The organism is Micromonospora sp. NPDC005298, assembly GCF_040607375.1.
In the GTDB taxonomy this organism is placed as follows: domain Bacteria; phylum Actinomycetota; class Actinomycetes; order Mycobacteriales; family Micromonosporaceae; genus Micromonospora.
This window is the reverse complement of the sequence record NZ_JBEXGP010000002.1, coordinates 812225-834200: the sequence shown is the minus strand read 5'-3', so window position 1 is coordinate 834200 and position 21976 is coordinate 812225. Positions and strand designations below refer to the sequence as shown.

21 protein-coding genes are annotated in these 21976 nt (G+C 74.1%); 11 read left to right on the top strand and 10 right to left on the bottom strand.

Annotated elements, in window-relative coordinates; genetic code table 11:
- Nucleotides 1–40: 40 nt before the first annotated feature.
- Both ABZS77_RS08625 and ABZS77_RS08620 read right to left on the bottom strand, forming a co-directional pair.
- Entirely contained in the window at nucleotides 41–457 is a 417-nt protein-coding gene (locus ABZS77_RS08625) for a DUF2795 domain-containing protein (RefSeq protein WP_354819322.1), read from the bottom strand.
- An 88-nt stretch (nucleotides 458–545) separates the two neighbouring features.
- Nucleotides 546–1535 (bottom strand): YihY/virulence factor BrkB family protein, encoded by a 990-nt coding sequence (locus ABZS77_RS08620; RefSeq protein ID WP_354819319.1) that lies wholly within the window; start codon nucleotides 1533–1535, stop codon nucleotides 546–548.
- Between the two features lie 160 nt (nucleotides 1536–1695).
- Between ABZS77_RS08620 and ABZS77_RS08615 the strand changes: the two genes are divergently transcribed.
- A complete protein-coding gene (locus ABZS77_RS08615) occupies nucleotides 1696–2097 on the top strand; it encodes a ChaB family protein (protein ID WP_354819317.1) in 402 nt (133 codons plus the stop codon).
- Nucleotides 2098–2154: 57 nt separating this feature from the next.
- Here ABZS77_RS08615 and ABZS77_RS08610 read toward each other — a convergent pair whose 3' ends face one another.
- Nucleotides 2155–3588: an aldehyde dehydrogenase family protein gene (locus ABZS77_RS08610; protein WP_354819314.1), complete on the bottom strand. Its 1434-nt coding sequence runs from the start codon at nucleotides 3586–3588 to the stop codon at nucleotides 2155–2157.
- A gap of 72 nt (nucleotides 3589–3660) precedes the next feature.
- On the opposite strand from ABZS77_RS08610, the gene ABZS77_RS08605 reads away from it, so the two are divergent.
- Nucleotides 3661–5268, top strand: a complete 1608-nt coding sequence (locus ABZS77_RS08605; RefSeq protein ID WP_354819311.1) for an NAD(P)/FAD-dependent oxidoreductase — start codon at nucleotides 3661–3663, stop codon at nucleotides 5266–5268.
- A 62-nt stretch (nucleotides 5269–5330) separates the two neighbouring features.
- Here the strand turns inward: ABZS77_RS08605 and ABZS77_RS08600 are convergent, their stop codons facing one another.
- From ABZS77_RS08600 to ABZS77_RS08590, 3 genes are all read right to left on the bottom strand, one after another.
- Entirely contained in the window at nucleotides 5331–6098 is a 768-nt protein-coding gene (locus ABZS77_RS08600) for a polyprenol monophosphomannose synthase (RefSeq protein WP_354819308.1), read from the bottom strand.
- 98 nt (nucleotides 6099–6196) lie between these two features.
- On the bottom strand, nucleotides 6197–6970 hold the full coding sequence (locus tag ABZS77_RS08595; protein ID WP_354819306.1) for an SDR family oxidoreductase: 774 nt from the start codon (nucleotides 6968–6970) through the stop codon (nucleotides 6197–6199).
- 85 nt (nucleotides 6971–7055) lie between these two features.
- On the bottom strand, nucleotides 7056–7496 hold the full coding sequence (locus tag ABZS77_RS08590; protein WP_354819303.1) for an SRPBCC family protein: 441 nt from the start codon (nucleotides 7494–7496) through the stop codon (nucleotides 7056–7058).
- A 153-nt stretch (nucleotides 7497–7649) separates the two neighbouring features.
- On the opposite strand from ABZS77_RS08590, the gene ABZS77_RS08585 reads away from it, so the two are divergent.
- Genes ABZS77_RS08585 through ABZS77_RS08550 form a run of 8 tightly spaced genes read left to right on the top strand, consistent with a single transcriptional unit; the run spans nucleotide 7650 to nucleotide 16220 of the window.
- Nucleotides 7650–9323 carry an HAD-IIIA family hydrolase gene (locus ABZS77_RS08585; RefSeq protein WP_354819300.1) on the top strand — a complete coding sequence of 558 codons (1674 nt, stop codon included), beginning with the start codon at nucleotides 7650–7652 and terminating at the stop codon, nucleotides 9321–9323.
- Nucleotides 9320–10294: a glycosyltransferase gene (locus ABZS77_RS08580; RefSeq protein WP_354819297.1), complete on the top strand. Its 975-nt coding sequence runs from the start codon at nucleotides 9320–9322 to the stop codon at nucleotides 10292–10294. Before ABZS77_RS08585 ends, ABZS77_RS08580 begins: the two co-directional genes overlap by 4 nt.
- Nucleotides 10279–11496, top strand: coding sequence for a glycosyltransferase (locus ABZS77_RS08575; protein ID WP_354819294.1), 1218 nt, complete (start codon nucleotides 10279–10281; stop codon nucleotides 11494–11496). Before ABZS77_RS08580 ends, ABZS77_RS08575 begins: the two co-directional genes overlap by 16 nt.
- Entirely contained in the window at nucleotides 11493–12152 is a 660-nt protein-coding gene (locus ABZS77_RS08570) for an SIS domain-containing protein (RefSeq protein ID WP_354819595.1), read from the top strand. The genes ABZS77_RS08575 and ABZS77_RS08570 overlap by 4 nt, the downstream gene beginning before the upstream one ends.
- A gap of 16 nt (nucleotides 12153–12168) precedes the next feature.
- Nucleotides 12169–13617 (top strand): PfkB family carbohydrate kinase, encoded by a 1449-nt coding sequence (locus ABZS77_RS08565; RefSeq protein ID WP_354819291.1) that lies wholly within the window; start codon nucleotides 12169–12171, stop codon nucleotides 13615–13617.
- Nucleotides 13614–14303 (top strand): SDR family oxidoreductase, encoded by a 690-nt coding sequence (locus tag ABZS77_RS08560; RefSeq protein ID WP_354819288.1) that lies wholly within the window; start codon nucleotides 13614–13616, stop codon nucleotides 14301–14303. The genes ABZS77_RS08565 and ABZS77_RS08560 overlap by 4 nt, the downstream gene beginning before the upstream one ends.
- Entirely contained in the window at nucleotides 14300–15253 is a 954-nt protein-coding gene (locus ABZS77_RS08555) for a glycosyltransferase family 9 protein (RefSeq protein WP_354819285.1), read from the top strand. Before ABZS77_RS08560 ends, ABZS77_RS08555 begins: the two co-directional genes overlap by 4 nt.
- Nucleotides 15237–16220: a DNA topoisomerase IB gene (locus tag ABZS77_RS08550; protein WP_354819282.1), complete on the top strand. Its 984-nt coding sequence runs from the start codon at nucleotides 15237–15239 to the stop codon at nucleotides 16218–16220. The genes ABZS77_RS08555 and ABZS77_RS08550 overlap by 17 nt, the downstream gene beginning before the upstream one ends.
- A gap of 106 nt (nucleotides 16221–16326) precedes the next feature.
- Here the strand turns inward: ABZS77_RS08550 and ABZS77_RS08545 are convergent, their stop codons facing one another.
- Nucleotides 16327–17361: a helix-turn-helix domain-containing protein gene (locus ABZS77_RS08545; RefSeq protein ID WP_354819279.1), complete on the bottom strand. Its 1035-nt coding sequence runs from the start codon at nucleotides 17359–17361 to the stop codon at nucleotides 16327–16329.
- A 9-nt stretch (nucleotides 17362–17370) separates the two neighbouring features.
- A complete protein-coding gene (locus ABZS77_RS08540; protein ID WP_354819276.1) occupies nucleotides 17371–18132 on the bottom strand; it encodes a TetR/AcrR family transcriptional regulator in 762 nt (253 codons plus the stop codon).
- 81 nt (nucleotides 18133–18213) lie between these two features.
- Between ABZS77_RS08540 and ABZS77_RS08535 the strand changes: the two genes are divergently transcribed.
- Entirely contained in the window at nucleotides 18214–19797 is a 1584-nt protein-coding gene (locus ABZS77_RS08535) for an MFS transporter (RefSeq protein WP_354819273.1), read from the top strand.
- On the opposite strand, the gene ABZS77_RS08530 is transcribed toward ABZS77_RS08535, so the two are convergent.
- Both ABZS77_RS08530 and ABZS77_RS08525 read right to left on the bottom strand, forming a co-directional pair.
- Entirely contained in the window at nucleotides 19787–20290 is a 504-nt protein-coding gene (locus tag ABZS77_RS08530; protein WP_354819270.1) for a hypothetical protein, read from the bottom strand. The two genes, ABZS77_RS08535 and ABZS77_RS08530, sit on opposite strands and share 11 nt — an antisense overlap.
- A gap of 52 nt (nucleotides 20291–20342) precedes the next feature.
- The gene (locus ABZS77_RS08525) at nucleotides 20343–21974 is read right to left on the bottom strand and encodes an ATP-dependent DNA helicase RecQ (protein WP_354819268.1); all 1632 of its coding nucleotides are present in this window, start codon (nucleotides 21972–21974) and stop codon (nucleotides 20343–20345) included.
- Nucleotides 21975–21976: the final 2 nt, after the last annotated feature.

Below are 21976 nucleotides of genomic sequence, written 5' to 3'. Positions count from 1 at the left end.
TCCTTCGGCCGGTGAGCGATCGGATCGGGGGCGATCCTTCTCACCAGCGGGTTGTCTCGTTCTTGTGGCCGAGCGCGGCCCACACCTCGGAGACCGTCTGGTACTCGGTGCCCTCGGGCAACCGCTCCAGGGCGGCCAGGATGTCGTCCGGTGCCTCGTTCTCACGGGCGCTGGCGATGAGGACGAGGCGGTCGCCCGGCAGGGCGCTCATCGAGATGAACCGGCCGAGCCGGCTGCGTTGCTCGACATCCGCGGAACTCATCCCCTGTGGGGTGCCGGTGCGCAGGTCGCCGGCCGGGGCGGTCGTCGTCTCCGGCTGGTCCTCGCCCGCCGGTTCCGGCACCCGCGACTCGTCGACCCGAGAGCCGCCGGTCCCCGGCCCCTGTACGAGGCCGCTGACCTCCTGGCTCATCTGCTCGTCGATCCTCGGTCCGTGCTTGCTGTTGCCACGCTCCATGTCTTCTGCGCTACCCGACACCGGGGCCGGTAAACCGGCACCCCACCACGAACCGGCCCCCGGAACGGACATCCGGGGCGACGGGGGTTCAGTCGTCGGCGGGTTTGCGGGGCGGCAGCACCGGCTCCTCCGGGTCGGGGTCACCGGCCTGCAACTGCCGTCCCCGCTGCACCTCGGCGTTGATCTGCACGCCCAGCATGAGCGCCGAGTTCGACAGGTAGAGCCAGACGAGGAACGCGATGGCCGCGCCCAGACTGCCGTAGGTGGCGTCGTACGAGGCGAAGTTGGCCACGTACAGGCCGAAGCCGAAGGAGGCGAGCGCCCAGGCGAACAGGGCCACCCCGCCGCCCGGGGTGAGCCAGCGGAACCGGGGCTGGCGCACGTTCGGGGCGATCCAGAACAGCAGCGACAGCAGCACCATCATGATCATGGCGAGGACCGGCCACTTCGCCAAACTCCACACCCTGCGGGCCAGGCCGCCGGCGTTGACCAGGTCGCCGACCGCGTCGGTGACCGGGCCGCTGACGATCAACCCCAGAGCGACCACCGCGAGGAGCACCAGCGTGATCGCGGCCAGGCCGATCTGCAACGGTCGCAGCTTCCACACCGCCCGACCCTCGGTGACCCCGTAGATGGCGTTCGAGGCCCGGGTGAACGCGCCGATGAAACCCGACGCCGACCACAGCGCGCCGAGCAGACCGAAGCTCAGCAGCAGCTTGGGGTTGCTCTGCTCGACCACCACCGAGCGGATCACCCCGACCACGCCACCCTCGTCGTCGGTCAGCACCGACCCGGCGCCCACCTGGTTGGCCAGGTCGACAACCGTGTCCAGGGTCCGCTCACCGGAGGACACCAGGCCGACCAGGGCCACCACCACGATCGCGGACGGGAAGAGCGCCAGGACCCCGTAGTACGTCAACGCGGCGGCCCAGTCCGAGCAGTTGTCGGTGACGAAGTTCCGCACACTGCGCACCAGCACACCACGCCAGGTCCGCCAGTTCAGTTGGCGCACCCGCCGGGGCAGCCGTGCGCCGGCGGTGCCGCCGCCGAGCGTCGTACCCGACTCCGTGGTCGTCATGCCCGCTCCCTGTGCGCCCGGCGGCCGGATGACCGGTCGTCCGGTCGGGCCTGGCCCGGCCGGTACCCCCGCCGGGAAATCGACAAACCCACCCAGCGGTTTACCCGCACGCACCAGGGGAACGACAGGGGGAATCTGACCGACACGGAGGAGGAACGAGATGCCCGGGCGCGAGGACATGCCCAGCACGCTGCGACGCTCCCCGGACAAGGCGCAGCGCACCTGGGAGAAGACGCACGACTCGGCGGTGGAGACCTACGGCGAGGGCGAGCGGTCGCACCGCACCGCCTTCGCCGCCGTGAAGCACGAGTTCGAGAAGGTGGGCGACCACTGGGAGCCCAAGGGCCGAAAGGGCCCCAGCGACGCGCAGGCGGCCGGCGGCGGCCCGGAACGGCGTGCCGCCACCGCCGGCGGCGTGGACGCCAACGCCACCAAGGACCACCTCATGTCGGTGGCCCGCAGACTGGACGTGCCCGGCCGGTCCAGCATGACCAAGCCGGAGCTGGTCAAGGCCATCGAGAAGGCCAACGACCGCGCCACCCGCAAGGCCCGCGGCGACTGACCTCCCACGACGGTACGCACGGGCGGACGCGGCTCACCCGCGCCCGCCCGTGCCCCGTCACCAGTGCCCGCCGGCCGGCGCCTCGATGTGCACCGCCTTCGTGGCGGTGAACTCGTCGAGCAGCTCCGGGCCGTACCCGAAGCCCTGCCCGCTGGCGCCGCGCGGATGGGCGGCACCGCCCGGCGCCCCGCCGAACACCGAGTTGACCTTCACCGTCCCGACCGGCAGCTCCCGCCACGCCCGCTGCGCGTGGCTCATCGAGGCGGTGAGCACCGTGGCGGCCAGCCCGTACGGGGAGTCCGCCGCGCAGCGCAGCGCCTCCTCGTACGAGTCGACGACCACCACCGGGGCCACCGGCCCGAACGTCTCCTCCCGCACCAGCGGCATGTCGTGCCGGCAGTCGGTGACCACGGTGGCCGGGTAGAACGCCCCCGGACCGTCCGGGATCTCCCCGCCGACGCGTACCCGCGCGCCGGCGGCCACGGCGGCGGCGACCTGCCCGTGCACGTGGTCCCGGTGCCGCCTGTCGACGAGCGGACCCAGCTCGGTGTCCGGGTCCCGCCCCGGACCCGTACGCAGCGCGCCCGCCCGACGGGCCAGCGCCGCCACGAAGTCCTCGGCCACCTCCCGGTGCACGTAGATCCGCTCCACCGCGACGCAGATCTGCCCGGCGTTCGCGAACGCGCCGAGCGCCGCCTGCTGCGCCGCCCACTCCGGATCCACACCCGCGTCGACGACCAGCGGGTCGCTGCCACCGTTCTCCAGCAGCACCTTCGCCCCGGTGCGGGCCGCCGCCGCGGCGATGGCCCGCCCGGTCGCCGTGGAGCCCACGTGCGCCACCACGTCGACCTCCTGGGCGGCCAACGCCGCACCGACCTGCGGCCCACCGGTGAGCAGCGACAGCACCCCGGCCGGCAGCGCCTCGTCCAGCGCCCTCGCCAGCAGCCACCCCGTCGCCGGGGTCCGTTCGCTGGGCTTGTAGAGCACCACGTTGCCGGTGACCAGGGCCGCGCCGAGCAACCCGCAGGAGACCGCCACCGGGTCGTTCCACGGGGTGATCGCGGCCACCACGCCACGCGGTTGGGGAGTCATGAAGTCCAGCGCGTCGTCGGCACCGTGCAACGTCCGACCGCCGCGCAGCGGGGCCAGTTCCGCGTACTGTCGCAGCGTGCCGATGCCCGCCTCGACGCCGCCGCGGGCGTCCGCCAGGGGTTTGCCCATCTCCGCCGTGACCGCCGCCGCCAGCTCGTCGGTGGCCGCCGCCACCGCGTCCGCGGCCCGGTGCAGCGCCGCCGCCCGCTCGGCCGGCGCGGTCGCCGCCCACTGTGCCGCCGCGCCGCGCGCCGCCTGCGCCGCCTTGCCCACCTCGTCGGCCGTGGCCACCGGCACCGTGCTGACCGGCGAACCGTCCGCCGGGTCGTGCACGACCAGCTCACCGTCGTCGCCGCCCGCACCCCACACCCCGCCCACCAGCTGCGCAACCGTGTACATGCGGCGCTGGATGCCCCGGCCCGGGCGAGGCAAACGCGTTTCGCCCGGTTGCGCGCCGGGTAGCCGGATCGGATGACTACCACCGGCGCGCAGAGCGCGGACGCCGTCGTCGTCGGGGCGGGTCACAACGGCCTCGTCGCGGCCAACCTGCTGGCCGACGCCGGATGGGACGTGGTCGTGCTGGAGGCCACCGCCGTGCCCGGCGGCGCCGTCCGCTCCGGCGAGGTGACCGCGCCCGGCTACCTCAGCGACCTCTACAGCTCCTTCTACCCCCTGGGGTACGCCTCGCCGGTGCTGCGCGGGCTCGACCTGGACCGGCACGGCCTGTCCTGGCGGCACGCCCCGGACGTGCTGGCGCACCTGCTGCCCGACGGGCGGGCCGCGGTGGTCAACCGGGATCCGGACGTCACCGCCGCCTCGCTGGAGCAGTTCGCCCCCGGTGACGGCAAGCGCTGGCTCAACGCGTACGCCGACTGGCTGGACGTGTCCGAGCCGATGCTGGACACCATCACCAGCCCGTTCCCGCCGGTACGCGGCGGCCTGGGTCTGCTGCGCCGGCTGCGGATCGCCGGCGCGCTGCGGCTGGCCCGGCGGCTCGTGGTGCCGGTGCGCAAACTCGGCGACGAACTCTTCGACGGCCCCGGCGGGCCGGCGCTGCTGGCCGGCTGCGCCCTGCACACCGACCTGTCCCCGGAGGAGGCCGGCTCCGGGGTGTACGGGTGGCTGCTGGCCATGCTCGGCCAGCAGGTCGGCTGGCCGGTGCCGGACGGCGGCGCGCAGCGGATCACCGACGCGCTCGTCGCCCGCCTCCAGGAGCGCGGCGGGACGATCCTCTACGGCGCACACGTCGACCGGGTGCTCACCGCCCGTGGTCGGGCGATGGGTGTCCGCACCGTCGGCGGGACGCTGTGGCGGGCGCGCCGGGCCGTGCTGGCCGACGTACCGGCCCCCGCGCTCTACCTCGACCTGGTGGGCGCGGCGGCGCTGCCGTCCCGGCTGGTCGAGGACCTGGCCCACTTCCGGTGGGACGGCTCGACACTCAAGGTGGACTGGGCGCTCTCCGCGCCGGTGCCGTGGACCAACCGGCAGGTCGCCGGTGCGGGCACCGTGCACCTCGGCGCGGACCTGAACGGGCTCACCCACTACGCCGGCGAGCTGGCCCGGGGCGAGCTGCCGCGCGACCCGTTCCTGCTGGTGGGGCAGATGTCGGTGGCCGACCCGAGCCACTCACCGCCGGGCACCGAGTCGCTGTGGGCGTACACCCACCTGCCGTTCCGGCGGGACTGGCGGGCCGACGACATCGCCGGGCACGTGCAGCGGATGGAGGACGTGCTGGAGGCGGCGGCCCCGGGCTTCCGGCGACTCGTCGTGGGCCGGCACGTCGCCGGTCCGGCCGAGCTGGAGAAGGAGAACCCGAGCCTGGTCGGTGGCGCGCTCGGCGGTGGCACCGCCGCCGCGTACCAGCAGCTGTTCCTGCGTCCGATCCCCGGCCTGGGCCGGGCGGACACCCCGGTGGACCGGCTCTTCCTGGCCAGTTCGTCGGCGCACCCCGGGGGCGGGGTGCACGGTGCGCCGGGCGCGAACGCGGCCCGCGCGGCACTGGCCCGCGACCGAGCACTCACCGGCCGCGCCTACGCCGCCGCCGTCACAAAGGCCCACCAGGCGCTCTACCCCACCTGACCCCCGGGGTCCCACCCCCTGATCACCCGCGAACACCGGGGGAGGGGAGGGGCTGGTGGGTGTCAGGGGGTGATGTTGCGGTGTTTGTTGCGGAGGCGGAACGGCATCAGCGCACTCTCGATCTTGGTGGCGGTCGTCATCTTGGACTCACCGTCGCGCCGCTCCTCGAAGCGGATCGGCACCTCCAGGATGGTGTGCCCCAGCTTGGTCGCCAGGTAGTGCATCTCCACCTGGAAGCTGTAGCCGTTGGACTGCACCCGGTCCAGGCCGATGTTCCGCAGGGCGTCCGCCCGCCAGATCTTGAAGCCGGCCGTCAGGTCCCGAATCCGTACCCGCAGCAGGGTGTGCACGTAGAGGTTCGCCCAGCCGCTGAGCGCCCGGCGGTACAGCGGCCAGTTCTCGTCCAGCTCGCCACCGGGCACGTACCGGGAACCGATCACCACGCCCGCCTGGGTGGAGAGCAGGGCGCCCAGCATCCCCGGCAGCGCCTCCGGCGGGTGCGACAGGTCGGCGTCCATCTGGGCCACGTACTCGGCACCACCGTCGAGGGCACGCCCGATCCCATCCACGTAGGCCCGGCCCAGGCCCTCCTTGCCGGCCCGGTGCACCACCTCGATCCGGTCCGGGTGCTCGATGGCCAGCTTGTCGGCCACCTCGCCGGTGCCGTCGGGGGAGTTGTCGTCAGCGACGAGGATGCGCAGCCCCGGCAGCGGCAGCGCGAGCAGCCGCTCGACAAGCGCCGGGAGGTTGCCCGCCTCGTTGTAGGTGGGCACCACGACGGTCAGGCGCGCGTCCCGCCACGGCGACGGCAGCTGCACGGGCTCGATCATGTCGGACATCCTCGGTTTGCGGACAGGGCTACCTGAGAGGGTATCCAGTTGTCCCGCCCGAGTGGAAAACGCTCCCCTTCCGGGCGTTGCGGGCGAGGTCATCCCAATGACGGCGAGTGCCCCGGGTGCGCGTCAGCGCAGGCGTCGGGCCACGGCGGTGAGGGCCAGCGCCACGCCGGCGAGCGCGACACCCGACAGCGCCGGCTTGTGGGTGCCGACCCACAGCGCCGCGGAACGGTCGCGCGCCAGGTCGGGCCGCCGACGTTCAGTTCCCGGGGGCCGTGGTCGGCGGCCCACACGATCGCGCGGGCGGCCACCTCCGGCGCGAAGATCGGCGGCACCGGCTGCGGATGCCGGGGCAGCCGGGTACGGACCCAGGAGAACTGTGGCGTGTTCACGGCGGGCAGCTGCACCATCGACAGCTTCACCCCGGGGCAGTCGTGCAGCAGCTCGGCCCGCAGGGAGTCGTTGAACCCCTGGACGGCGTGCTTGCTCGCGCAGTACGCCGACTGCAACGGGATCCCCCGGTACGCCAGCGCGGAGCCCACCTGCACGATGGCGCCCCGGCCGTGCGCGCGCATGTGTCGCAGCGCGGCCAGGGTGCCGTGCACCGTGCCCAGGTAGGTGACCTCGGTGACCCGCCGGAACTCGCTCGCCGGGATCTCCCACGCCGGTGCGAACACCGACACCATGGCGTTGTTGATCCACACGTCGATGGCGCCCCAGTGGTGCACCACGTCGTCGGCGGCCTGCTGCACCGCGCCCGCGTCCGCCACGTCGACCCGGTAGACGCGCACGTCCGCGGCGCCGCGCAGCCGGCAGTCCCGTTCGGCGGCGCTCAGGCCGGCCTCGCCGCGGGCCAGCAGCGCCAACCGTGCGCCCCGGCCGCGTACGCCTGGGCCACCGCCCGGCCCACGCCGGCGCTCGCGCCGGTCACCACCACGGTCCGCGTCACGGTCACCCCTTCTGGCGGGTGGCGATGTCGGAGAGCCGGTTCAGCGTCTCCCGGTTACGCAGGTGCAGCACCAGGTCGTTCGCCTTGTTGCGGACCCAGCGCAGCGGGCCGGCCGCGAAGTCCTCCCCGAGCCTGACCCGGGTGGCGCCGTCGCCCACCGGTTCCAGGGTGAACGCCACGATCGCCTCACCGGCCGGCCACAGACCGGCCCGCAGCACCAGCCGGTGCGGTGGTTCGCAGACCAGCACCGTCGAGGCGTCCTGCAAGGAGAACGGCCACGGACCGGCCCGGTGGTGCAGCTGGCTGCCCACCCGCGGCCACGCGTCGTCGACGTCGCGCATGTGTGCCGTGCCGACCACCCAGTCGCTGTACGTCCACCCGTCGGCGAGCACGTCGAACACCTGCTGCGGGGGGGCTTCGATCACTTTCTCCACAATCGCCACTGGACTCCCATACCCGCGCGGCGGGGGTGCTAACGACCTGCGGGTTAGCTTCTCCGGGGCGGCGGGTAAGGCCGACGCGGGCACCGCCAGCGGTGGTGGCCCACCGCGTCCACGGCGACGTTTACTCCTCGGGGCGCAGGGAACCCGCCGGCTGTGCGACAGGACCAGGAGGATCCGTATCAGCGCAGGTCAGCCCGGGTGTTCGCCGGTGCTGACCAGGGCTGGTCCGGGCCCGTGGCGAGCCCTCGCGGGGTCCTGTACGACGCCGTGCTGCTGGACCGGGACGGCACCCTGATCGAGGACGTGCCGTACAACGGTGATCCGGAGAAGGTGCGGCCGGTGCCGGGCGCTCGGGCGGCGCTGGACCGGTTGCGTGCCGCCGGCCTGCGACTGGCGGTGGTGACCAACCAGTCGGGTCTGGCCCGCGGCTACTTCACCGAGGCGCAGATGCGGGCGGTGCACGTGCGCGTCGAGGAGCTGCTGGGGCGCTTCGACGCGTGGTTGGTCTGCCCGCACGACGACGCCGACGGGTGTGACTGCCGCAAACCGGCGCCCGGGTTGGTGCACGCCGCCGCCCGCGAGTTGGACACCAGCCCGTCGCGGTGTGTCCTGGTCGGCGACATCGGCCGGGACGTGGTCGCCGCGCTCGCGGCCGGCGCGGCGGGGGTGCTGGTGCCCACACCGGTGACCCGGCCCGAGGAGGTCGCCGCCGCCGGCTGGGTGGCCACCGACCTGCCCTCGGCGGTCCACGAGATCCTGCGCCGACAGGAGGCGGTACGGCCCGCGTCGGCCCGCGAGCGGGTGGGGACGGCGGTGGTGGTGCGCTCGGACTCGGCCGGGGACGTGCTGGTCACCGGGCCGGCGATCCGTGCGGTGGCGGCCGGCGCGCAGCGGGTCGTGCTGCTGTGCGGGCCGCGGGGACGAGCCGCCGCCGAGCTGCTGCCCGGCGTCGACGAGATCATCGAGCACCCGCTGCCGTGGATCGACCCCACTCCGGCGCCGGTCGACCCGGCCGCCGTGCGCGACCTGACCGCGCGCCTCGCCGCCGTCGGCGCGGACCAGGCCGTGGTGTTCACCTCGTTCCACCAGTCGGCCCTGCCCCTGGCGTTGCTGCTGCGGATGGCCGGTATCGGCCGGATCGCGGCGATCAGCGACGACTACCCGGGGTCCCTGCTGGACGTACGACACCGGGTGCCGGTGGGCGTCCCCGAGCCCGAACGCGCGCTGTCGCTCGCCGCCGCCGCCGGGCACCGGCTGCCCGACGACGACGAACCCGTGCTCCGGCTCCGGCCGGACGCCCTGCCTCCGCGCCCGGCCGGTCTCGGCGACCCCGGGTACGTGGTGCTGCATCCCGGCTCGGCCGCGTCGAGCCGGGCCTGCCCGCCCGAGCTGGCGACCCGGATCGCCGGCGCGTTGACCGCCGCCGGGCACCGGGTGCTGGTCACCGGCGGACCCGACGAGCGCGCGGTCACCGCCCGCGTGGCGGCGGCCGGCGGCGTCGACCTGGGTGGCCGCACCGACCTGGCCGGACTGGCCGCGATCGTGGCGGACGCCGGCGCGGTGGTGGTCGGCAACACCGGCCCCGCGCACCTCGCCGCCGCCGCCGGGGTGCCGGTGGTGAGCCTGTTCGCGCCGACCGTCCCGTTCGGACAGTGGGGGCCGTACCGGGTGCCGGCCGTCCGGCTCGGGGACGCCGCCGCGCCCTGCCGGGACACCCGGGCCGCCAGCTGCCCGGTCCCCGGACATCCGTGCCTGAGCGACGTCGAGCCCGCCGAGGTCCTCGATGCGCTGCGGGTGCTCGCCGTTCCCGGTGGTGGCGGCCGATGAACGTCCTGCTCTGGCACGTGCACGGCTCGTGGACCACGTCGTTCGTGCACGGCCGTCACCGCTACCTGATCCCCACCACACCCGACCGTGGTCCGTACGGCCTCGGCCGGGCACGCACCTACCCGTGGCCGGACACCGCCGTGGAGGTCACCCCCGACGAGCTGCCCGGCACCGACGTCGACCTGGTCATCCTGCAACGGCCCGAGGAGATCGACCTCGCCGAGAAGTGGCTGGGCCGCCGCCCGGGCCGGGACGTCCCGGCCATCTACGTCGAGCACAACACCCCCAAGGGTGACGTGCCGAACACGCGCCATCCGATGGCCGACCGCGACGACCTGCTCGTCGCCCACGTCACCGGGTTCAACCAGATCTTCTGGGACACCGGCGCCACCCGCACCACGGTCGTCGACCACGGCATCGTCGCCCCCACCGTCTCGTACACCGGCGAACTGGACCGGCTCGCCGTGGTGATCAACGAACCGGTGCGCCGGGGTCGGGTCACCGGCACCGACCTGCTGCCCCGCTTCGCCGAGATCGCCCCGCTTGACGTGTTCGGGATGGGCGTCGCCGGCCTCGCCGACCACCTGGGTCTGCCCGCCGACCGGCTCACCAGCCACGACGACGTACCCCAGGACCGGATGCACGCCGAGCTGGCCCGGCGGCGCGCGTACCTGCACCTGTGCCGCTGGACCTCGCTGGGGCTCAGCCTCATCGAGGCCATGGCGATCGGCATGCCGGTCGTCGCGCTCGCCACCACCGAGGCGGTGATGGCCGTCCCCCCGCAGGCGGGGGCCCTCGCCACCCGGACGGACACCCTGCTCGACGCCGCCCGCCGGTTCATCGCCGAACCGGAGGCCGCGCGCCAGGCCGGCGCGGTGGCACGGACCGCCGCGCGGGACAGATACGGCCTCGACCGTTTCCTCGCTGACTGGGACCGGCTGCTGGAGGAGGAAGTATGCGGATCGCGATGATCTCGGAGCACGCCAGCCCGCTCGCCATCCTCGGAGGCGAGGACGCCGGCGGCCAGAACACGCACGTCGCGGAGCTGTCCGCCGCGCTCTCCGCAGCCGGCCACGAGGTACGGGTCTACACCCGCCGCGACGCGCTCGACCTGCCGGTGACGGTCCGCAGCCCGGACGGGTACGACGTGGTGCACGTACCCGCCGGCCCGGCCGAGCCGGTGGCCAAGGACGCGTTGCTGCCGCACATGCGGGAGTTCAGCCGCTGGCTGGTCGAGCGGTGGCGCGGCGGCGACTGGACGCCCGAGGTGATCCACGCGCACTTCTGGATGAGTGGCCTGGCCGCGTTGACCGCTGGACGGCAGACCGGGGTGCCGGTGGTGCAGACGTACCACGCGCTGGGCACCGTGAAGCGCCGCCACCAGGGCGTGCAGGACACCAGCCCGGCACGGCGGATCGCCTACGAGCGGGAGCTGGGCCGCTCGGTGGACCGGGTGGTCGCGCAGTGCCGCGACGAGGTGGGCGAGCTGGTCCGGATGGGGGTGCCCCGGTCCCGGATGACGGTGGTGCCCTCCGGCGTCAACCTCGGCACGTTCGCACCACTCGGGCCGGCCGCCGACCGTGAGCCCGGCCGGCCCCGGATCCTGACCGTGGGCCGGTTGGTCGAACGCAAGGGATTCCAGACCGTCGTCCGCGCGATGGCGCTGGTGCCCGACGCCGAGTGCGTGGTGGTCGGTGGCCCGCCCGAGGGGCTGCTGGAGACCGACCCGTACGCCCGCCGGCTGCGGGCCCTGGCCGAGACGTGCGGGGTGGCCGACCGGGTGCACCTGGTCGGAGCGGTGCCCCGCGAGGAGATGGGTCGCTGGTACCGCTCGGCGGACCTGCTCGTCGCCGCGCCCTGGTACGAGCCGTTCGGCCTGACCCCGCTGGAGGCGATGGCCTGCGGGGTGCCGGTCGTCGGCACCGCCGTGGGCGGCATCCGGGACACCGTGGTCGACGGGTCGACGGGGGACCTGGTGCCGGCGCGGGACCCGCGGGCGCTCGCCACCGCGATCCAGGGGCTGCTCGACGACCGGATCCGGCGCTTCGCGTACGCCACGGCGGCGCGGGAGCGGGCCCGCTCGCGGTACTCCTGGGCGGCGACGGCGGAGCGGCTCGCGGAGGTCTACGGCGAGGTGGCCGCGGTGCGCCGCCCGACCCGGGTGGTGGCCTGATGCCGACGGGCAGCCTGCTGGACACCCACCTGACGAACCTGGCGGCGGCACTGGTGCCGTACCGGCTCTGCGAGCCGCAGTTGGCGCGCTGGGGCGCCGAACTGGCCCACCGGCTGGTGGCCGGCGGCCGGTTGCTGGTGGCCGGCAACGGTGGCAGCGCCGCCGAGGCCCAGCACCTGACCGCCGAGCTGGTGGGCAAGCTGCACCACGACCGGCAGCCGTTGTCGGCCATTGCCCTGCACGCCGAGACGAGCGCGGTCACCGCCATCGCCAACGACTACGGCTACACCGACGTGTACGCCAGGCAGGTCCGCGCGCACGGCCGGCCGGGCGACGTCCTGCTGCTGCTGAGCACCAGCGGCGCCAGCGAGAACCTGCTCGCCGCCGCGCGGGCGGGCCGCGACGCCGGCCTCACCACCTGGGCGCTCACCGGGCCGACGCCGAACGCGCTCGCCCAGGCGTGCGACGAGGTGCTCGCCGTGTCGTCGGCCGACACCCAGGTCGTCCAGGAGCTGCACCTCGTCACGAGCCATCTGATCTGCGAGTACCTCGAACAGGAACTGCCCCCGTCGGCGTCCACCGGGTCGTCGTCCCCGGTGCGGGCCGGGGTCGAGGTGATGCTCGACGGCGGGGCCGGACAGCAGGTCGACGCGTGAGGATGAGGAGGAAAGCGTGAGGGGACCCGTGGTGGTGGTCGGGGACACCCTGCTCGACCGGGACGTGGAAGGGGTGGTGAACCGGCTCTGCCCGGACTCACCGGTGCCGGTGCTCGACGAGACGGTGGCCACCGACCGGCCCGGTGGCGCCGGTCTGGCGGCGGTGTTCGCCGCCGCGCAGGGCGCCGAGGTGGTGTTGGTGACGGCGCTCGCCGACGACGCCGGCGGCGCGCGCCTGAGTGCCCTGCTCGCCGCCGCCGGTGTGCGGGTGTACCCGCTGCCCCTGTCCGGGGCGACGCCGGAGAAGATCCGGCTGCGGGCCCGCGGCCGGGTGCTGCTGCGTCACGACCGTGGCGGGGTGCCCGGTGAGCCGGGCCCGCCCTCCGAGGAGGTGTTGCGGGTGATCGCGGCGGCGTCGGCGGTGCTGGTCAGCGACTACGGCCGGGGGGTGGCCCGGCAGCCCGCGCTGCGTGACGCTCTGGCCGCCACCCGCGCGCCCGTGGTGTGGGACCCGCATCCGCGTGGCCCGGCCGCGGTGCCCGGCGTACACCTGGCCACCCCGAACGAGTCCGAGGTGCGGGAGTTGGTGCCGGCGCTGCCCGGGACGTCCCGGCTGGCCGCCGCGTCCCGGGGCGCGCAGGGGTTGCGCCGGCGTTGGCGGGCCGGGGCGGTGGCGGTGACGCTGGGCGGGGACGGCGCGCTGCTCTGCCACGCCGGGTCGACGCCGCTGGTGGTGCCCACCCCGGGCAGCGCCGAGGGGGACACCTGCGGCGCCGGCGACCGGTTCGCGGCGGCCGCCAGCCTCGCGCTGGCCCGGGGCGCACTGGTCTCCGAGGCGGTGCAGGCGGCGGTCGCGGAGGCGTCCGCGTACGTGGCCGGCGGGGGAGTGGCCACCGCCCTGCCGTCACCGGCGGGCACCCGCAGCCAACGGGTACGGGCCGGTGTGCCGGGCCCCGGCGGTGAGCGGGTGGGCGTCGCACCGGTCGCCGCGCTGCTGGCCGAGGTACGTGCCGCGGGCGGCACGGTGGTGGCCACCGGCGGCTGCTTCGACCTGCTGCACGCCGGGCACGTGGCGACCCTGCAGGCCGCCCGGCAGCTCGGCGACTGCCTCATCGTGTGCGTGAACTCCGACGCCAGCGTGACCGGGCTCAAGGGGCCGGACCGACCGGTCATGTCCGAGGGGGACCGCGCGCGGCTCCTCGCGGCGCTGAGCTGCGTCGACGCGGTCATGGTCTTCGACGAGCCGACCCCGGAGGCGGCGTTGTCCTGGCTGCGGCCGGACATCTGGGTCAAGGGCGGGGACTACGCCACCGGGGGCGGGGACGCCGCGAGTATGCCCGAGGCGGAGGTCCTGCGCCGGTGGGGCGGCAACACCGTGGTGGTGCCCTACCTGGACGGTCGGTCCACGACCGACATGATCGCCCGTTCGGCCGCGCCGGTGTCGACGCCGGAGCGGGTCCGATGACCGCCACGGGCCCGAGCGTCCTGGTCACCGGCGGCTCCAGCGGGCTCGGCGCGGCGGTGGTCGCCGCGGTGGCCGCAGCCGGTGGTCGACCGCTCGTGCTGGACCGGCAACCACCCGTCGACGGCGTGTCCTGGACTGAGTGCGACCTGGCCGACACCCGGGCCGCCGAGGCCGCCACCCGGCACCTCGCCGAGCAGGCCGGTGGCCTGGACGCGGTGGTCACCGCCGCCGGCATGGACGTGCCGGGTCGGCTCGCCGACGTGCCGGGGGAGACCTGGGACCGGATCGTGGCCGTCGACCTGCTCGCGACCGCGGCGGTGATCCGGGCCGCGCTGCCGTTCCTGTTGACGTCCCGGGGCCGGGTCGTCACGGTCGCCTCCACCCTGGGCGTGAAGGCGGTCAGCGACGCCACCGCGTACTGCGCGGCGAAGTTCGGCGTGGTGGGCTTCACCCGCGCCCTGGCCGCCGAACTCGCCGGCCAGGTCGGCGTGACCCTACTCATTCCGGGCGGGATGCGGACGGCGTTCTTCGACGAGCGGGACCCGCAGTACAAGCCGGGGCCGGACGCTATCCTCAACGACCCCGCCGACACCGCCGCCGCCGTCATGTTCGCGCTCAACCAGCCGGCCGGGTGCGCGGTACGGGAACTGGTGGTCTGCGCCGAGCAGGAGACGTCGTACCCGTGATCCTGGTCCTGCGGGCCCTGGGCGTCGGCGACCTCGTGACCGCCGTGCCCGCGCTGCGGGCGTTGCGGGCCGCGTACCCCGCTCGGGAGCTGGCGCTCGCCGCGCCGGCCTGGTTGGCGCCGCTGGTCGACCTGGTCGGCGGTGTCGACCGGCTGGTGGACACCGACGGTCTGGACCGGCCGGTGCGGAGCGGGTCGGCACCCCGGGTCGCCGTCAACCTGCACGGGCGCGGCCCCGGATCACACCGGTTGCTGGCCGCGACCCGGCCCGGGCGGCTGCTCGCCTTCGCCAACCGGGAGGCCGGCTTCTCCGCCGGCCCGCTGTGGGTCGAGCGGGAACACGAGGTGGAGCGGTGGTGCCGGTTGCTGTCCTGGTACGACATCCCGGCCGACCGTACCGATCTCGGCCTGCGTCGGCCCGAGCCGAACGGCCTGCCCACGGGAGCCACCCTGGTGCACCCGGGCAGCAAGATCCCCGCGAAGCGCTGGCCCCCGGAGCGGTTCGCCGCGCTGGCCCGCGCCCTCACCGACCAGGGGCACCGGGTGCTGCTCACCGGTTCGGCCGACGAGCGGGCACTGGCGCTGCGGGTGGCCGACGCCGCCGCGCTGCCGTCCGACGCCGTGCTGGCCGGCCGGACCGACGTCGGCGCGCTCGCCGCGCTGGTGGCCCACGCCCGGCTGGTGGTCAGCGGGGACACCGGCGTGGCCCACCTCGCCACCGGGTACGGCACCGCGTCGGTGGTGCTGTTCGGGCCGGTGCCGCCGGCGCTCTGGGGGCCGCCACCGGACCGTCCCCGGCACCGGGTGCTCTGGGTCGGCGAGGCGGATTGGCCCAGCTGGGACGGGGTGGGAAGCCACCCGACGTTGGCGGCCCTGCGCCTCGACGAGGTGCTGGCCGCCGTGGCCGAGGTGGAACGGGTGGTGCGGGTCTCCGGTGCGATTGCGGCGTAGCGATCCGGGCCGGCCGGGTTACCGGCGTCGCCGGCGCGGCAAGGGTTGGCTCTTTCTCGACCCGGCCGGTGACCCGGTCCGAGACCCGGACGTCCTGGCCCGGCTGCGGGAGCTGGTCATCCCGCCGGCCTGGCAGGACGTGTGGATAGCGCCGCACCCCAACGGGCACATCCAGGCGACCGGCATCGACGCGGCGGGCCGCAAGCAGTACCTCTACCACCCCCGGTGGCGGGAGAAGCAGGACGAGGCGAAGTTCGACCGCATGCTGGAGGTGGCGCGGCGGCTGCCGGCGCTGCGCGAGCGGGTGGGTCGGGACCTGGACGGTCGCGGTTTGAGCCGGGACCGGGTGCTGGCCACGGTGGCCCGGCTGCTGGACATGGGGATGTTCCGGGTCGGCAGCGACCAGTACGCGGCCGGCGACGACCCGACGTTCGGGGTGTCCACCCTGCGCCCCGAGCACGCCCGGTCCCGGGGCGGCTGCGTGGTCTTCGAGTTTCCCGCCAAGGGTGGCATCGAGCAGGTGCGCCGGATCGAGGACCCGGAGCTGTGCCAGGTGCTGGTCGACCTGCGACGTCGCCGCCGGCGGGCGGACCGGCTGTTCGGCTACTGGGACGGCCGGGAGTGGCGCGACGTGCGCAGCGACGAGGTCAACGGCTACCTGCGCGACGCCAGTGGTGGGGAGATGACGGCGAAGGACTTCCGCACCTGGCACGCCACAGTGCTCGCCGCGACCGAGTTGGCGACGGTCGGCCCGGGTCGTTCGGTGACCGCGCGCCGCAGGGCGGTGGCGGCCGTCATGCGCGAGGTGGCGGAGCTGCTCGGCAACACCCCCACGGTGGCCCGGACGTCCTACGTGGACCCTCGGGTGGTCGACCTCTACCACGACGGTGTGGTGGTGCCGGTCGACCCGGGCGCGCCGCGCGAGGAGGCCGAACGGGTCGTGTTGGCGGTGCTGGAGGAGGCCTGAGCGGTCCGCCGGGCCACCGGGCGGGCCGCCCGCCGCGAACGGCGGCGGGCGCCACGCCACGGCCCCCCGTTAGCGGCCCATCGTGTGACGGTCGGCCGCTGCGCTGTCAGTCTGCCGGAGACGAGTTGACGGTGGATGCCGGGCGGTTGACGATCCGTGCCGGATCCGAGGTGGACTCCCGGTACGCCTGCGGGCTGGCGCCGTACGCCGCCCGGAACACCCGGCTGAAGTGGGCCTTGTCGGGAAAGCCCCACCGCGCGGCGATGGCCTGCACGGGCTGGGTGCGCAGGGCCGGGTCGGCCAGGTCGCGCCGGCACCGGGCCAACCGCGCGTCGCGGATGTACGACGCCACCGTCGTCTCCTGGGCCTCGAACAGCCGGTGCAGTGAGCGCAACGAGACGTGGTGGGCGTCGGCGACGACCCGTGGGCTGAGCGTCGGGTCCCCGACGTGGCGGTGGATGTACCCCTGTACCTGGGTGACCAGCGCCCGGCGGCGTACCTCGGTCGGCACCGCGTCCTCGGCGACCAGGTGGCGGCCGAGCATGGTGGTGGCCAGGTCCAGTCCGACCGCGCCGAGTCGGCCGGCGTCGGCGGCATGGTACTGCTCGGGGTGCCCGGTGACCTGGAGCAGGAACTGTGCCAGCAGTGCCCCGATGCCCTCCCGGCCGGACATCCTTCCGCCGAAGAGCGCGGCCATCCGGTGCGGCGGCAGTGGCAGGGCGGCGTGCGGGATCTTCGTGGTGATCGAGGCAGCGCGAGCCCGCTCGGGCTCGGTCGCGTGGTGGCCGACGTCGTGCGGCCGGGAGGCGTTGTAGAAGGTGAACTCACCGGCCCGGATCTCGCTGTGACGGCCGTCCTGGCTCGACGTTCCGACGCCGTCGGTGGTGAGGGCGAGCATGTACACCTCCGGGTCCGACTGACGGATCAGCTTGGCGGTCCGGGTGGCCTGCAGTGACGGGTAGTGGTATTTGACCAGATGGATCGGGCCGAGCTCGACGAAGGTGGCGTGGGCGGCGAAGTCGTCGTCGTGCGCGGACGAGATCCGCATCGGCGCCGAGGTACGCGCGACCAGGTCCAGCCACAGTCCGAATCGGTCGGCGGGCGGCAGGACTGTGGTGTCCACGATCTCCCGGTGCAGCATCGGCGCCCCTCAGGATCGTCGTCGGTAAACGAGTGCCTCGATGCCGTCGAGGATCCGGTCGAGGCCGAAGGTGAACTCGTCGTCGGGGTCGTCGTCCTGGTTGAGGACGCCGGAGGCCAGCACCCGGTGCAGTGCCGGGAAGCGCGTCGGATCGATGAGCCGGGCCACGGTACGACCGTACGCGGGCATCATCTCGCCGGGTTCGACGCCGGCTGCGCGGCTGCCCTCGGCGATCTGGGCGGTCAGCGTGGCCTCGTTGCGGACGTAGCCGGTGACCAGCAGGATCACCGACATCTTCTCGCCGTCGGCGAGCCGGGTGTCGTCGAGGCAGCGCAGTCCGTCCTCCAGCCAGCCGAGCTGCTGGGGGGTGATCGGCGGACCGGTGATCGGCACGTGTAGCAGCCAGGTGCGTGCGCGCAGCACGTCGCGTTCGGCCCGGGCCCAGCGGGTCAGGCCGGCCCGCCAGTCGTCGCCGGGGGCGGCCGGGCCGGGCGGTGGACCGTAGCCCGTGTCGACCATGAGCAGGAGCAGTTCGTCCTTCGAGCCGACGTGGCGGTAGAGGGCCATGGTGGCGGCGCCCAGCTCCTTGGCGACCCGGCTCATCGAGACGGCTGCCAGCCCGTCGGTGTCGGCGACCCGGACGGCGGCGTCCACGATGGCGGGCACGGTCAGCCCGGGGCGGGGCCCCTTGGGTGGCCGCTCGCGTAGCCCCCAGGCGCTCTCGATGGCCGCCGGGAGCGCCGGCCCACTGTCGTCCTTCTTCGCCGTCACATGTCCTCCTTGCCTCGCCATCCTAGTTCTGCGTATGGTCTACGCATAACAGCGTACGCCATACGCAGAAGGGATCTGATCATGACGACGACGATCACACCGGCACCGAGGGCCGGCCGGCGGGAGTGGATCGGGTTCACGGTGCTGATGCTTCCGCTGCTCCTGGTCTCGATGGACGTGTCGGTGCTCTACTTCGCCGTCCCGTTCATCAGCGAGGAGCTGCGTCCCACCGGCACCCAGCAGCTCTGGATCTTCGACATCTACGGGTTCGTGCTGGCCGGTCTGCTGATCACGATGGGTGCTCTGGGCGACCGGATCGGCCGGCGTCGACTGCTGCTGCTCGGCGCCACCGCGTTCGGCGCGGCGTCCCTGCTGGCCGCGTACGCCCACAGCGCCGAGACCCTGATCGCCGCGCGGGCCGTACTCGGCATCGGCGGGGCCACCCTGATGCCCTCCACCCTCGCCCTGGTGCGCAACATGTTCCACGACAGCCGGCAGCGCGGCACCGCGATCGGCATCTGGACCGCCACGCTCACCGGTGGCATCGCGATCGGGCCGGTGCTCAGCGGCGTCCTGCTGGAGCACTTCTGGTGGGGCTCGATCTTCCTCATCAACATCCCTGCGATGCTGATGCTGCTCCTGCTCGCGCCGGTCCTGGTTCCCGAGTTCCGCAACCCGGACGCCGGGCCGTTCGACCTGGTGAGCGCGGTGCTGTCGCTCGGAGCGCTGCTGCCGGTGATCTACGGCGTCAAGGAGATGGCCCGCGACGGCGTCGACGTGCCTCGGGTGCTGGCCGTCGTCGCCGGCCTGCTGGTCGCGGCGCTGTTCCTGCACCGGCAACGGACCCGGGCGTACCCGATGATCGACCTGGCCCTGTTCCGCCGTCACGGCTTCGGCGGGTCCCTCGCGGTCAACCTGCTGGCGATGTTCGCGCTCGTCGGCTTCGCCATCTTCACCACCCAGCACCTCCAACTGGTGCTCGGCCTGAGCCCGCTCCGGGCGGCACTGTGGAGCCTCGTGCCGTCACTCGCGGTCGGCGGCGTCGCACCCGCCGCCGCCGCGCTCGCCCAGCGCGTCGAGCGGGCGTACCTGATCGGAGCGGGTTTCGGGATCGCGGCGCTCGGCTTCGTGGTGCTGACCCGGGTCACCCCCGACTCGGCCCTGTGGTTGCTGCTGGCGGGCGCCAGTGTCTACGCGGGCGGCCTGGTGATGGTGATGTTACTCGTCACCGAACTGGTCGTCGGCGCGGCGCCGCCGGAGCAGGCCGGCGTCGCCTCCGCGCTGACCGAGTCCAGCAGCGAGCTGGGTGGCGCGCTGGGAATGGCGATCCTGGGCAGCGTGGGAGCGGCGGTCTACCGGCGCGAGGTCCTCGACGGCCTGCCCGCCGACCTGCCCGAGGGCGCCCGGGACACGGCACGGGAGACGTTGGGCGGCGCACTCGCCGTGGCCAAGGGGCTGCCGGGGGAGCTGGGTGACACGGTGCTGCACGCCGCCCGGCACGCGTTCACCGACGGGCTGCACCTGGCCGCGTACGCGGCCATGGCGGCGATGCTGCTCGGCGCGGCCACCGCGCTGGTGGCGCTGCGCGGCGTGCGGCCGGCCGACCCCGCGACGGTGACCGCCACCGAGCCGGCCGGTACGCCGATGTCGTCCGTCAGTCGATGAGCACGTGCGCCAGGCGGTCCCGGAAGCGCCGCTCGGAGTCGCTGACCGTCTCGCCGCCCAGCCCCAGCAACCCACCACTGGACGCGGCGCCCACCACCTGCTCGGCGATCTTGACCAGCCAGTGCTTGTACGCGCCGGCCTCACCCTCGTCGACCCGGGCGGCCAGCAGCGCGGCGGCCTCACCGGCCCGCAGCAGCACGTCGTCGATCATGGCGCGCGGGTCGGCGGGAGCGATGACCGGCAGCTCCTCGCCGGTCTCCGGGTCGCCGACCCGGGTCACGATCTCGCCGGCCACGGCCGCGACCAGCCGACTGGCCGACTCCCGTCCGGCGGCGATGGTCTCCAGCCCGGCCGCGGTCTCCGCCATGGTCCGGCGGGTGCCGTCGGACTCGGCGGCGCTCGCGGCGGTCAACACCGACTGCGGCAGACCGACGAGCAGCCCCCACTCCCCGTCGGAGAAACCAAAACCGGTGTACGCCGGCTGCTCGATCACGGCAACGCCCCTTCCGCCCTGCTCTGTGTGGTCAATCGGTGCCCGGGTCAGGCTAGTCCAGCGTCAGCAGGCCCTGTTCGGATACCACGCGCACGGACAACGTCTTGTACCCGACCTCGTCGAACAGAACCGTCATCTTGTCGTCCTCGTAGCCGAGCACCATGCCGTGCCCCCACTCCGGGTGGCGGACCTGGCTGTGCACCGGGAACGGCCCGACCGCGCCCTGGTCGGCGACGCTCGTGCCGTTGTGGCAGTTGTCGCAGTGCGCGCAGACCTTGGTCATCTGCTCGCCGAAGTAGGCAAGCAGGGTCTGCCCCCGGCAGGCGGTGGTCTCGGCGAACGCCCGCATCATGTCGGTCCGCGAACGGGTGACCGTCTGCTGCCGTTCCGCCTCGGCCAGTGCCGCTGCCGCGGCGTCGGCCGGTTTGGGGGAGTAGCGGGGGGCGCCGATGCGCTGCGAGGCGCGCGGCTCGGCGGCGCCGACCTGCTCCAACAACGACAGGTACTGGCCCAGCTTGCGCGGCCCGAGCCCGGTGGCCTCGCGCAGCTCGGTCTTCGTGGCCGGCTTGCGGCGCAGCAGCGCGGCGAGGTCACGCAGCTCGGTCTCGTCGGGCAGGCCACCGCTGAAGAACCGTTGCAGACCCACGTCCTCGGCCTGCCAGAGCAGCAGCACCCGGGCCGGCTCACCGTCGCGGCCGGCCCGGCCGATCTCCTGGAAGTAGCTGTCCGGCGAGTCGGGCAGCGCCATGTGCACCACCCAGGCGATGTTCGGCTTGTCGATACCCATGCCGAACGCCGAGGTCGCCACCATGATCGGCACCTGGTCGGCGAGGAACGCCTCGTGCAGCTCGGCGCGCGGGCCGGCCGCCATCCCACCGTGGTAGAACTGCGCCGGGTAACCGGCGTCGGTCAACCGGCTGGCCAACTCCTCGGCCGCACGGCGGGTCGGCACGTAGATGATCCCCGGCCGGCCCTCGTCGCGCAGCAGGGTCATCAGGCGTCGCCACCGGTAGTCCTCGGTGGGGCAGTGCGCGACCTCCAGGAACAGGTTCGGTCGGTCCAGACCGGACACCACCAGCTCCGGGTCGCGCAGGCGCAGCCGGGCGACGATGTCGTCGCGGACCGGCGGGGAGGCGGTGGCGGTCAGCGCGACCACCGGCGGCCGGCCGATGCCCTCGATGAGGTGCCCCAGCGCCAGGTAGTCGGGGCGGAAGTCGTGCCCCCAGGCCGAGATGCAGTGCGCCTCGTCGATCGCCACCAGCGCCGGCTTCAGCGACTTCACCTCGGCCATCCGGTCGGGGTTGCTCAACTGCTCCGGAGTGATGAACAGGAACTCGGCCCGACCGTCGCGGATCTCGGCGATCGCCTCGGCCTGCTGGGCGGCCGACTCGTTCGAGCTGATCCGCACCGCCCGCAGCTCGGGGCGCTGCCGCTCGTTGAGGGCCGCGATCTGGTCCTGTTGCAGGGCCAGCAGCGGGGAGATCACCACTGTGGGGCCGGGGATCAGGCTCGCCGGGATCTGGTAGATCGCCGACTTGCCGGCGCCGGTGGGCAGCACCACCAGGGCGTCGCGTCGCTTCATGACCGCGCGCATGGCGGCGAGCTGGTTGGGCCGCAGCGCGTTCCAGCCGAACAGGCTGCGCGCGGCGCGGCGCAACGACATCGAATGCGTGGACAGTTTCATCG

Bases quoted from the DNA above. Each gene is read 5' to 3' on its own strand.
- ABZS77_RS08625 (WP_354819322.1), bottom strand. From the start codon at position 457: ATGGAGCGTGGCAACAGCAAGCACGGACCGAGGATCGACGAGCAGATG.
- ABZS77_RS08620 (WP_354819319.1), bottom strand. From the start codon at position 1,535: ATGACGACCACGGAGTCGGGTACGACGCTCGGCGGCGGCACCGCCGGC.
- ABZS77_RS08615 (WP_354819317.1), top strand. From the start codon at position 1,696: ATGCCCGGGCGCGAGGACATGCCCAGCACGCTGCGACGCTCCCCGGAC.
- ABZS77_RS08610 (WP_354819314.1), bottom strand. From the start codon at position 3,588: ATGTACACGGTTGCGCAGCTGGTGGGCGGGGTGTGGGGTGCGGGCGGC.
- ABZS77_RS08605 (WP_354819311.1), top strand. From the start codon at position 3,661: ATGACTACCACCGGCGCGCAGAGCGCGGACGCCGTCGTCGTCGGGGCG.
- ABZS77_RS08600 (WP_354819308.1), bottom strand. From the start codon at position 6,098: ATGATCGAGCCCGTGCAGCTGCCGTCGCCGTGGCGGGACGCGCGCCTG.
- ABZS77_RS08580 (WP_354819297.1), top strand. From the start codon at position 9,320: ATGAACGTCCTGCTCTGGCACGTGCACGGCTCGTGGACCACGTCGTTC.
- ABZS77_RS08575 (WP_354819294.1), top strand. From the start codon at position 10,279: ATGCGGATCGCGATGATCTCGGAGCACGCCAGCCCGCTCGCCATCCTC.
- ABZS77_RS08560 (WP_354819288.1), top strand. From the start codon at position 13,614: ATGACCGCCACGGGCCCGAGCGTCCTGGTCACCGGCGGCTCCAGCGGG.
- ABZS77_RS08545 (WP_354819279.1), bottom strand. From the start codon at position 17,361: ATGCTGCACCGGGAGATCGTGGACACCACAGTCCTGCCGCCCGCCGAC.
- ABZS77_RS08535 (WP_354819273.1), top strand. From the start codon at position 18,214: ATGACGACGACGATCACACCGGCACCGAGGGCCGGCCGGCGGGAGTGG.
- ABZS77_RS08525 (WP_354819268.1), bottom strand. From the start codon at position 21,974: ATGAAACTGTCCACGCATTCGATGTCGTTGCGCCGCGCCGCGCGCAGC.